General features: G+C 70.9%; 8 protein-coding genes and 1 pseudogene. 4 read left to right on the top strand and 5 right to left on the bottom strand.

Translation table 11 applies throughout. From position 1 onward, the window contains the following. The 4 genes from tcuA to IJH84_RS07990 form a co-directional block, all read left to right on the top strand. Positions 1-1,419 (top strand): FAD-dependent tricarballylate dehydrogenase TcuA (gene tcuA / locus IJH84_RS08005; RefSeq protein WP_295142180.1); only part of this gene is annotated, 1,419 nt, incomplete at its 5' end. A gap of 66 nt (positions 1,420-1,485) precedes the next feature. After that, positions 1,486-2,733, top strand: coding sequence for an SLC13 family permease (locus tag IJH84_RS08000; protein WP_295142177.1), 1,248 nt, complete (start codon positions 1,486-1,488; stop codon positions 2,731-2,733). A 307-nt stretch (positions 2,734-3,040) separates the two neighbouring features. Further along, the gene (ileS, locus tag IJH84_RS07995; protein WP_295142174.1) at positions 3,041-6,265 is read left to right on the top strand and encodes an isoleucine--tRNA ligase; all 3,225 of its coding nucleotides are present in this window, start codon (positions 3,041-3,043) and stop codon (positions 6,263-6,265) included. A gap of 70 nt (positions 6,266-6,335) precedes the next feature. Then, positions 6,336-6,941 (top strand): TetR/AcrR family transcriptional regulator, encoded by a 606-nt coding sequence (locus IJH84_RS07990; RefSeq protein ID WP_295142171.1) that lies wholly within the window; start codon positions 6,336-6,338, stop codon positions 6,939-6,941. Between the two features lie 177 nt (positions 6,942-7,118). Here the strand turns inward: IJH84_RS07990 and IJH84_RS07985 are convergent, their stop codons facing one another. The 5 genes and pseudogenes from IJH84_RS07985 to IJH84_RS07965 form a co-directional block, all read right to left on the bottom strand. Further along, on the bottom strand, positions 7,119-8,288 hold the full coding sequence (locus IJH84_RS07985; protein ID WP_295142168.1) for a lipid-transfer protein: 1,170 nt from the start codon (positions 8,286-8,288) through the stop codon (positions 7,119-7,121). Then, positions 8,285-8,725, bottom strand: a complete 441-nt coding sequence (locus IJH84_RS07980) for a MaoC/PaaZ C-terminal domain-containing protein (protein WP_200069221.1) — start codon at positions 8,723-8,725, stop codon at positions 8,285-8,287. Before IJH84_RS07980 ends, IJH84_RS07985 begins: the two co-directional genes overlap by 4 nt. Continuing rightward, positions 8,722-9,717, bottom strand: coding sequence for a bifunctional MaoC family dehydratase N-terminal/OB-fold nucleic acid binding domain-containing protein (locus IJH84_RS07975; protein ID WP_295142163.1), 996 nt, complete (start codon positions 9,715-9,717; stop codon positions 8,722-8,724). Before IJH84_RS07975 ends, IJH84_RS07980 begins: the two co-directional genes overlap by 4 nt. Before the next feature lie 16 nt (positions 9,718-9,733). Next, positions 9,734-10,906, bottom strand: coding sequence for an acyl-CoA dehydrogenase family protein (locus tag IJH84_RS07970; protein WP_295142160.1), 1,173 nt, complete (start codon positions 10,904-10,906; stop codon positions 9,734-9,736). Next, positions 10,906-11,159: pseudogene (locus IJH84_RS07965) on the bottom strand (acyl-CoA dehydrogenase); the annotation flags it as partial. The pseudogene IJH84_RS07965 and the gene IJH84_RS07970, both read right to left, overlap by 1 nt.

The raw sequence follows: 11,159 nt of genomic DNA, 5'->3' as shown, positions 1-11,159 counted from the left end.
TTCAGCGCCGCGCACGCCGCGGCCGAACGCGGCAGGCGGGTCCTGCTGCTGGAGAAGGGAACACCCGCGGAGTCCGGCGGGAACAGCTACTACACCGCGGGCGCGTTCCGCATCGCGCACCACGGCCTCGACGAGCTCGCCGATCTGCTCGACGGCGACGACCGGCACACCGCGTCCGTCCTGAACCCCTACACCGCGCGGGATTTCACCGCCGACATGGCGAAGGTGACCGGCGGGCACAACGATCCGGCGCTGACCGGGGTCCTGGTCGGCGACAGCCAGGACGCGCTGCGCTGGCTGCACGGCAAGGGATTGCGCTTCCGGCTGATGTACGAGCGGCAGGCGTACCCGGACGAGCAGGGGCGGCAGGTGTTCTGGGGCGGCCTGGCGGTCGGCGCCACCGGCGGCGGGACCGGGCTGATCGAGCAGCACACCGCAGCCGCCGAGCGGGCCGGGGTCGAGATCCGCTACGGCGTTCGCGCGCAGCGACTCGTGCTGCGCGCCGGGGCGATCGAAGGTCTCAAGTGGACGGATGCGACGGGCGGATCCGGCGTGCTGCAAGCGGATTCCGTGGTGCTCGCGGCCGGTGGCTTCGAGGCCGACGCCGGACTCCGCGCGCGGCACCTCGGCGAGAGCTGGCGCAGGGCCAAGGTCCGCGGCACCCCGCACAACACCGGTGACATGCTGACCGCGGCGATCGAGGCCGGCGCGGCTACCCACGGCGACTGGAACAGCTGCCACAGCGTCGCGTGGGACGCCTGGTACCCGGACAACGAAGGCAACCGCGCGGTCACCAACCAGCTCACCCGCGGCGGCTATCCGCTCGGCATCGTGGTCAACTCGCGCGGCGAGCGGTTCCTCGACGAAGGCGCCGACTTCCGCAACCTCACCTACGCCAAGTACGGCGCCGAAATCCTGGCGCAGCCCGGCGGCGTCGCGTTCCAGCTGTTCGACGCGAGCACCCGGCCGCGGCTGCGCGCCGAGGAGTACGACCTGCCCGGCGCTTCCGTCGTCGTGGCGGACACGCTGGAAGAACTGGCCGCGGGCACGGGCGTGGATCCGGCCTCGCTGAACCGCACCGTGACCGAGTTCAACGCCTCGATCGACCGCAGCGCGGCGCTGGACATCGCGGCGCTGGACGGGCGCGCCGCCCGCGTGCGCCCGCCGAAGTCGAACTGGGCGATCCCGCTGGAAACCCCGCCGTACTACGGGTTCCCGGTGACCTGCGGGATCACCTTCACCTTCGGCGGATTGCGCGCGGACACCAGCGGGCGGGTGCTCGACGACGAAGGTGCGCAGCTGCCGGGCCTGCTCGTCTGCGGGGAAATGCTCGGTGGCCTGTTCAGCGGCAACTACCCCGGCGGAACCGGACTGACCTCGGGCGCGGTGTTCGGGCGCCGCGCAGGCGCACTGGCCTGAGCACCACCGGCGCACCAGCCCGCGCTCCGTCGGTTCCGCACAACAGAGATTCGAGCTAGGACAACGATGTCTGAGATCCTTCCGCTTCTAGCGCTCGCGGTCATGTTCGTGGTCGCGACGTTGTTCCCCATCAACATCGGCATTCTCGCGTTCGTCGGCGCGTTCTTCGTCGGCACCGCGTCGCTGCACCTGTCCGAGGACGAAATCCTCGAAAGTTTCCCGGCTTCGCTGTTCGTCACGATCCTCGGCGTCACCTACCTGTTCGCGGTGGCGCAGCGCAACGGCACCGTCGACCTGCTCGTGCGGGGCGGGGTGAAGCTCGTGCGCGGCAAGGTGGCGCTGATCCCGTGGGTGCTGTTCGCGGTGTGCGGGCTGCTCTCGGCGCTCGGCACCTTCCCCACCGCGGCTATCGCGCTGCTGGCGCCCGTGGGGTTGAAGTTCGCGCAACGCCACGGCATGAGCCAGCTGCTCATCGGCGCCGTGCTGGTGGCGGGCGCGCACGCGGGGTCGTTCTCCCCGATCGCGGTCTCCGGCGCGATCGTGCTCGGCATGATCGAGCAGACGCCGCTGCAACTCGCGCCGCACGCGCTGTTCCTGGCCAGCCTCGCGTTCAACGTGCTGATCGCAGCGGTGAGCTTCGTGGTGCTGCGCGGGCACCGGCGCGCCGATCCCGCGGCCGCGGTGGAGCAGGAAGCGGACGACGACGCGTCCGCGGGGGTCGACTGGCGGCAGGTGCTGACGCTGGCGATGTTGGTCGTGCTGGTCGGCGTGGCGCTGGTGTTCCGGCTGGAGATCGGGTTCCTCGCGCTGGGCGCCGGTGCGCTGCTGGCGCTGGTCGATCTCAACCGGCAGTCCAAGGCGATCGAGGGAGTCAGCTGGTCCACGATCGTGCTGATCGGCGGCATGATCACCTACGTGGGGATCCTGGAGGAGGCGGGCACCATCGACGCGATCTCGCACGGTGCTTCGCAGCTGGGCAGCCCGCTGCTGGTCGCGTTGCTGCTGTGCGTCGTCGTCGCGGTGGTCTCCGCGTTCGCGTCCTCGACCGCGATCCTCACGGCGATCATCCCGATCGCCGTTCCGCTGCTGCTCTCCAGCGATCTCAGCGCCGCCGGCCTGGTGGCCGCGCTGGCCGTGTCCGCGACGATCGTCGACACCTCCCCGTTCTCCAGCAACGGCGCGCTCGTGCTGAGCAACGCCCGCGGCTCGGACCGGACGATGATCTACCGGCAGCTGCTCGGCTACACCGGCGCCGTCGTCGCGGTCGGCCCGCTGTTCGCCTGGGGGCTGCTGGTGCTGCCGGGGGCGTTGTGACCTGCGGCGGGTGCGCTGTGAGACCGGGATGCGCGGTTGGCTATAGTCGGAGGCAGCAGGCGTTGATCCGGCCATCACCGGGGAGCCTCCGGAAGAACGGGCGTCGCGGCGGCCCCGGCAGCAGCCGGAGCAGCAGCGGCCCTCAGTAGAACCGGACGGGAGCCGCCCGTCACAGCCGGCACGAAGGAGAGGTGCCCGCGCCGCGGGCACAAGCGGGGTGGTACCGCGGGTCGTTCGCGACTTCGTCCCCGCGTGGGCAGCGATCAGCTGCCCGTGCGAGCGAAGCGAACCAGCCCGAGGAGCCCCGATGGCGCAGCCCCGATCCGGTGCAGCCCCCCACTCCGGCGCAGCCCAGCCCGGTGCAGCCCAGCCCGGTGCAGCCCAGCCCGGTGCGGCACAGCCCGGCGCGTCCCCGTTCGACGCGCTGCCCGCCAAGATCGACCTGCCGGAGATGGAGCACCGGATCTCCCGCTGGTGGCAGGACGAGCGGATCTTCGGCCGCGCCCTGGAGCAGACCGCCGACGGTGAGCCGTGGGTGTTCTACGAAGGGCCGCCGACCGCGAACGGTCACCCGGGCACGCACCACGTCGAGGCCCGCGTCTTCAAGGACCTCTTCCCCCGGTTCAAGACGATGAAGGGCCACTCGGTGCCGCGCCGCGCGGGCTGGGACTGCCACGGGCTGCCGGTGGAGCTGGCGGTGGAGAAGGAACTCGGGCTGTCCGGGAAACCGGACATCGAGAAGTACGGCGTGGCCGAGTTCAACGCCCGCTGCCGCGAATCGGTGCAGCGCTACGTCGGCGAGTTCGAGGCCGTGACCGAGCGGATGGGCTACTGGATCGACCTGGAGCACCCGTACCGCACGATGTCGCCGGAATACGTGGACAGCGTGTGGTGGGCGTTGCAGCGGATCTTCCGCAACGGGCACCTGTTCCAGGACTACCGGGTAGCGCCGTACTGCCCGCGCTGCGGGACGACGCTGTCCGATCACGAGCTCGCGCAGGGCTACGAGACCGTCACCGACCCGTCGATCTACGTCCGGTTCCCGCTGCGCGACGAACTCGCCGGGTACACCGGCGCCGAACTGCTGGTGTGGACGACGACCCCGTGGACGCTGGTGTCGAACACCGCGGTCGCCGTGCACCCCGAGGCGACCTACGCGGTGGTGCGTTCCGAGCAGGGCACGTTCGTGGTGGCCGAGTCGCTGATCGAGGCGGTGTTCGGGGAGCAGGCGCCGGAGAAGCTGGCCACGATGCCCGGCAGCGAGCTGGTCGGGCTGCACTACCGGCGCCCGTTCGAGCTGGTGGACATCCCCGGCGCGCACTTCGTGGTGCCCGCCGACTACGTGACCATGGACGACGGCACCGGGCTGGTGCACCAGGCTCCGGCGTTCGGCGCGGACGACCTCGCGGTGTGCAAGGCGAACGGGTTGCCGGTGGTGAACCCGATCGAGCCGGACGGGCACTTCGCCGGCTCGATCGAGCTGGTCGGCGGGAAGTTCTTCAAGGACGCCGATCCGCTGCTGACCGAGGACCTCAAGCAGCGCGGGCTGCTGTTCCACGCGATGCAGTACGAGCACTCCTACCCGCACTGCTGGCGCTGCCACACGCCGCTGATGTACTACGCGCAGCTGGCCTGGTACATCCGCACGACCGCGATGCGCGACGCGCTCAAGCGGGAGAACGACGCGACGAACTGGTACCCGGAGCACGTCAAGCACGGCCGCTACGGGGACTGGCTGGACAACAACGTCGACTGGGCGCTGTCGCGCACCCGCTACTGGGGCACGCCGCTGCCGATCTGGCGCTGCGCCGCGGAGCACGTCACGGTGCCCGGTTCCCGCGCCGAACTGGGCGAACTGGCCGGTTCGGACCTGTCCGAGCTGGACCCGCACCGGCCGTACATCGACGAGATCACCTTCCCGTGCCCGGACTGCGGCGGTACTGCCGAGCGGGTACCGGAGGTGATCGACGCCTGGTTCGACTCCGGCTCGATGCCGTTCGCGCAGCTCGGCTACCCGCACGTGCCGGGCAGCGTGGAGCGGTTCGAGCGCAGCTACCCGGCGGACTACATCTGCGAGGCGATCGACCAGACCCGCGGCTGGTTCTACACGCTGATGGCGATCGGCACGCTGGTCTTCGACCGCTCGTCGTACCGCAACGTGGTCTGCCTCGGGCACATCCTGGCCGAGGACGGCCGGAAGATGAGCAAGCACCTCGGCAACATCCTCGAACCGCTGCCGCTGATGGACCGGCACGGCGCGGACACCGTGCGGTGGTTCATGGCCTGCTCCGGGTCGCCGTGGTCGCCGCGGCGGATCGGGCACGGACCGCTGGAGGAGATCACCCGCAAGATCCTCATGACGTACTGGAACGTCGCGTCGTTCTTCACCCTCTACGCCAGTCACGCGGAATGGTCGCCGAGCAGCGCTTCGCCGCCGCCGGAGCGCCCGATCATGGACCGGTGGGCGCTGGCCGAGGTGCACGCGCTGGCGCAGGAAACCGACCGGCGGCTGGAGGAGTACGACACCGCGGGTGCCGGCCGGTTGCTGATGGACTTCATCGACGACCTGTCCAACTGGTACGTGCGCCGCTCCCGCCAGCGGTTCTGGGCCGCGGATCAGAACGCGCTGGTCACGCTCTACGAATGCCTGGACGTGGTGACGCGGCTGCTGGCTCCGGTGGTGCCGTTCATCACCGAGGAGGTCTGGCAGCGCGTCGTGCGGCTCGGCGATCCGGACGCGCCGGAGTCGGTGCACTTGGCGGCGTGGCCGCAGCCCGGTCCGACCGACCCGGTGCTGTCCGAGCAGATGCACTCCGCCCGCGCGCTGGTGGAAGCGGGCCGGGCCGCGCGCAAGGCCAGTGACGTGCGGATCCGGCAACCGCTCGAGCGCGCGCTGATCGGGCTGCCGGAGGGCACCGAGCTGCCGCCGGAGCTGCTGGACGACGTGGCCGCCGAGCTCAACATCAAGAGCCTGCAGCCGCTGTCCTCGGCCGGGGACGTCGTGGACGTCTCGGTGAAGCCGAACTTCCGCGCGCTGGGCAAGCGCTTCGGCAAGCAGACCCAGCAGGTGGCGAACGCGATCAACGCGGCCGACCCGCGGGAGATCGCCGACGGCGTCCGCAACGCCGGGCAGGCCGCGATCACCTTCGACGGCGAGCCGCTGGTGCTGTCCCCGGACGAGGTCGCGTTGACCGAGGTGCCGCGCACCGGCTGGACCGTGGAGTCCCAGCGGGGCACGACGATCGCGCTGGACACCGAGATCAGCGAGGAGCTGGCCGCCGAGGGCGTGGCCCGCGACGCCGTCCGCGTGGTGCAGCAGGCGCGGCGGGACGCCGGGTTGGACGTCTCCGACCGGATCGCGCTGACGATCTCCGGGCCCGCGGAGACGCTCGCGTCGGTGCGGGCGTTCCGGGACTCGCTGGCGACCGAAACGCTCGCGGACTCGGTTCAGTTCACCGACGCGGAACTGGACGGATTCGCAGGCACTGTCGGCGCGGGCGAGAAGATCGAGGTCGCGGTCGCGAAGGTCTGAGCCGATGGCGTGCGGACCGTTCCCGCGCTGCACGAACGGTCCGCCCAGCGGCGAAACGGAGGGTCCACGCATGGCAGGGGATCGAGCGCCTTCCTCGGGAACCAAGCGGCGGCTGATCGCCGGGGCGCAGCGCTGCATCACCGCGCGGGGTTTCGGGGCGACGACCGCGCGCGACATCGCCGCCGAGACCGGCGCGAACCTGGCCGCGGTCAACTACCACTTCGGTTCCAAGGACGCGCTGCTGACCATCGCCATGCTGGACGCGATCGGCGCCTGGACGTCGCAGCTGGACCAGGCCGTGCTGGAGGTGGATTCGGACGCACCGCTGCAACGGCTCGAGCGGTTCCTGCGCGGAATCCACCGGACGCTCACCGAGCAGCGCGAGATGGTGGTCGCGAGCGTGCAGGCGTTCGCCCAGGCCGAGTACTCCGAAGAGATCCGCGGTGCGCTCATCGACGTTTACGAGCAGGCGCGGGCCAACCTGCCCAAGCTGATCTTCGGCGACTCCGGGGAAGTGACCGCGCAGCAGCGCGGTGTCGGCTCGGCGGTGCTGGCGATGATCAACGGTTTCGTCCTGCAATGGCTCATCGACCCGGACACCGCCCCGGACCCGGCAGAACTCGCCGCCGGGGTCGCCGCGCTCGCTCCGAGCCCGCCCACCGCGGGAACCGAGTGACCGGCTTCGGAACCGAGTGAACGGACTGTTCGCCCAATCTATTGGGACGAAAGTTCCGTTCACTCCGCACGCTGGGCCGATATCGGGCGGGCGTGTCGGCCGCCCGCCCGAGGGAGTGAAGGGGCCCATCGCCCCGATCCGTTCGGGCGAAGCGGTCCCGCGCTCGTTGCCAGGGAGTCAGGCCGCGGACAGGACCAGGGCGCTGGTGGGTACTCCGGTCCCGGCGGTGACCAGGGCGTTGTGCACCTCGGGCAGCTGGTTGGCCGCGGTGCCGCGGATCTGCCGGACGCCTTCGGCGATGCCGTTCATGCCGTGGATGTACGCCTCGCCGAGCTGCCCGCCGTGCGGGTTGACCGGCAGCGCGCCGTCCAGGCCGATGCCGCCGTCGGCGATGAAGTGCCGCGCCTGCCCGCGCCCGCAGAACCCGAGTTCTTCCAGCTGCACCAGCACGAACGGCGTGAAGTGGTCGTAGAGCACGGCGACCTGCATGTCCTCCGGCCCGGCCCCGGCCTGCCGCCACAGCTGCCGCGCGACCAGCCCCATCTCCGGCAGGCCGGTGAGGTCGTCGCGGTAGTAGCTGGTCATCGTGAACTGGTCGGTGCTGCTGCCCTGCGCGGCGGCGCGGACCAGCGCCGGAGGATTCGGCAGGTCCTTGGCGCGTTCGGCGGAGACGACCACCAGCGCGACGCCGCCGTCGCTTTCCTGGCAGCAGTCCAGCAGGTGCAGCGGCTCGGTGACCCACCGCGAGTCCTGGTGCTCGGCCAGGGTGATCGGGCGCTGGTAGAACCAGGCGTTCGGGTTCGTCGCGGCGTGCTGCCGGTCCACGACCGCGACGCGGCCGAAATCCTCGCTCGTGGCGCCGAATTCGTGCATGTAGCGGCGGGCGAACATGGCCACCTGCCCGCCCGGCGTGCCCAGGCCGACCGGGTAGCTCCACCCGGCGTCGATGCCGGTCGAGGTCGGGGCGGCGGCCAGCCCGGACTGCACCTGCCCGAACCGCTGCCCGGAGCGCTCGTTGAACGCCCGGTAGCACACGACGACCTCGGCCATGCCGGTCGCGACGGCCATTGCGGCCTGCTGCACCGTCGCGCAAGCCGCTCCGCCGCCGTAGTGCACCCGGCTGAAGAAGCTCAGCTCCGGCACCCCGAGCTCCCGCGCGACGGCGACCTCGGTGTTGTTGTCCATCGTGAACGTCACCATGCCGTCCACATCGGACGGTTCGAGGCCCGCGTCGGCCAGCGCTGCGCGGGTGGCCTCGGCGGCGAGCTGGAGCTCGGTGCGGCCGGAGTCCTTGGAGAACTCCGTCGCGCCGATCCCCGCGATGGCGGTCTGTTCCGAAATGCTCACGCCGACACCTCCGGCAGGGCCACCCGCACCGTTCCGCGCACGTGCTCACCGGTTCCGTTGCGCCCGAGCACTTCCACCGAGAACCGCGTCTCGCCGTCCTCGACGACGCGATCGAGGACCTGCCCGAACAACGTCAACGTGTCGTAGGCGTAGCAAGGCACCCCGAGCTTCACCGACACACCGCGCACCAGCGCCTCCGGTCCCGCCCAGTCGGTCACGTACCGCTGCGCGATTCCGGTGGTGGTGAGGATGTTGACGAAGATGTCCTGCGATCCCTTGGCATGGGCCAGGTCGCGGTCGTGGTGCACGTCCTGGAAGTCCCTGGTGGCCAGTGCGGTGCTGACCACGAACGTGGGCGTGACCTCGATGCTCTCCTCCGGCAGGGCCGCACCCACCTGCACCTCTGCGGCCGTCCGGGTCCTGGGCAACGTGCTCATGCCGCACCCCCGTCCTGCCGCGGCCGCCAGAACGGCATGGTGACCTCCTCGGTCAAGCGCTGGAATCCGACTTCGACGCGCAGCCCCACCGCCACCTCGCCGGGATCGATGCCGTGCAGCTCGCCCAGCATCCGCACCCCCTCGTCCAGTTCGACGAGCGCGATCACGATCGGCAGTTCTTTGCCGGGGATCGGCGGGTGGTGGTGAACCACGTAGCTGTAGACCTCGCCGTGCCCGCAGGCGACGAAGTGCTTGCGGGCGGTGGAGCCGCATTCCGGGCACATCGGGCCGGGCGGGTGCCGCAGCAGCCCGCACTGGCCGCAGCGCTGGATGCGCAGTTCGCCTTCGGCGGCGCCTTCCCAGAAGTACGCGGTGTCGCGGTTGATGGGCGGCAGGATCTGCGCACCCGACGCGGGCTGCGACTGCGGCTTCGGCGGTTCCTGTTCCTGTTTCTGTTGCGGGGGGCGGAATTTCAGCACCCGGAACAGCATCTCGGCCACCGGCTCCGAGCCGACGTACCAGACGTTGCGGGTCGTGACGAACCAGCCTTCGCCCAGTCCGGTGCGTTTCGGGCCGACTACCGATTCGAGCCGCGCGGTCACCGCGACCTGCTCACCGTGGCGCAGGTAGCGGTGGTAGGTCTGCTCGCAGTTCGTCGCGACCACGGAGGTGTAGCCGAGCTCGTCGAGCGCGCCCATCATGGCGTAGAGCGGATCGTCGGTGTCCCGGACCGGCCGCAGTCCCGGCATCGTCCACACCTGCGCCATCGCGGGCGGCGCGACGAGTCCACCGTGGACGGACGCGGCGGCCTGCTCCGCCGAGGTGTACACCGGGTTCCCGTCGCCCAGCGCCTCCACCCAGTTGTTGATCATCGGCAGGTTCACCGGGTCGCGCGCGGCCCGGCTGGCGGACTCCCCCGCCTGCCTGATCCGCTCGGCGATCGCCGGGATGGCTTCCTCGCCGAGGGTTTCCTCCGGTGTGTCGACGGTCATCGCGTGCTCCCTCCGGTCAACGCGGCGATCGGGGCAGCCCGAGCCCGGCCGTGGCGATCAGTTCCCGCTGGACCTCGTTGACGCCGCCGCCGAAGGTGAGCACCAGGTTCCGCTTGGCCTGCACGTCCAGCCAGCGCAGCAGGTCCGCGGTCGCGGGCTCGGCGGCGTCGCCGTGGCGGGCGACGACCTCTTCGAGCGAGCGGCCGAGGACCTGGATGCGCTCGGAGGTGAACACCTTCGTCGCCGAGGCGTCCGCCACCTGCACCGGACCTGCCGCCGACGAGGCCGCGACCTGCCAGTTCAGCAACTCGTTGACCCGCGTGCAGGCGTGCGCGCGGGCGAGCGCGCGACGCACGTCCGGCAGGTCCAGCAGCGGAGTCCCGTCCAGGTCGCTGCGCCGGCCGGCCCAATCCCGCACCCGGGCGCACATCCCGTCGATCCGCCCGGCCGGGCCGAGCATGACCCGCTCGTGGTTGAGCTGCGTGGTGATCAGCTTCCAGCCGCGGTCCTGCTCGCCCACCAGCATCGACGCGGGCACCCGCACGTCGCTGAAGTACGTCGCGTTCACGTGGTGCGCCCCGTCGCAGGTGATGATCGGCGTCCACGAGTAGCCGGGGTCCGAGGTGTCCACGATGAGGATGGAGATGCCCGTGTGCTTCGGCGCCTCCGGATCCGTGCGGCAGGCCAGCCAGATGTAGTCGGCGTCGTGCGCGCCGGTGGTGAAGATCTTCTGGCCGTTGACCAGGTAACCGTCTCCGTCGCGCACGGCCGAGGTGTGCAGCGCCGCGAGGTCGGTGCCCGCCTCGGGTTCGGTGTAGCCGATCGCGAAGTGCACCTCACCGGCGAGGATCTTCGGCAGGAACAGGTCCTTCTGCTGCTGGGTGCCGTAGGCCAGCAGCGTCGGCCCGACCGTTTGCAGCGTGACCGACGGGAGCTGGATGTCGGCGCGCGCCGCCTCGCTGGCGAAGATGTGCTGGGCCACGTCGCCGAACCCGTGCCCGCCGTACTCGACGGGCCAGCCGACGCCGAGCCAGCCGTCCCGGCCCATCCGCCGCACGACCTCGCGGTACACCGCGTTGTGCCGGTCGGCGGCCATCTCCGCGCGCTCTTCCGGCGACATCAAGCCCGCGAAGTACTCGCGCAGCTGCGCGCGCAGCGCCTCCTGCTGTTCGGTGCATTCGATGAACATCAGCACTCCATCGCGAGCTGGTCGGCGAGCGCGTCGACGCGGTGGCCGGCGCCGCCCACCAGCCGCGCCAAGTCTTTGACCAGCGAATAATGCCGGTGCAACGGGTAGGTCGAATCCACCCCGACGCCGCCGTGCAGGTGTTGGGCCACGTGCATGGCCGCCGGTGCCTCCTCGGCGAGCCACAGGGCCGCGACGGCCAGGTCGTCGTCGGCATCGCGGCCTTCGGCCAGTCGCCAGCACGCGGACAGCGCCG

The organism is Saccharopolyspora sp. (assembly GCF_017434145.1).
GTDB classification, from domain to species: Bacteria; Actinomycetota; Actinomycetes; order Mycobacteriales; family Pseudonocardiaceae; genus Saccharopolyspora_C; species Saccharopolyspora_C galaxeae.
The sequence above is the reverse complement of the archived record's forward strand: the minus strand, read 5'-3'. Positions and strand labels throughout refer to the sequence as shown.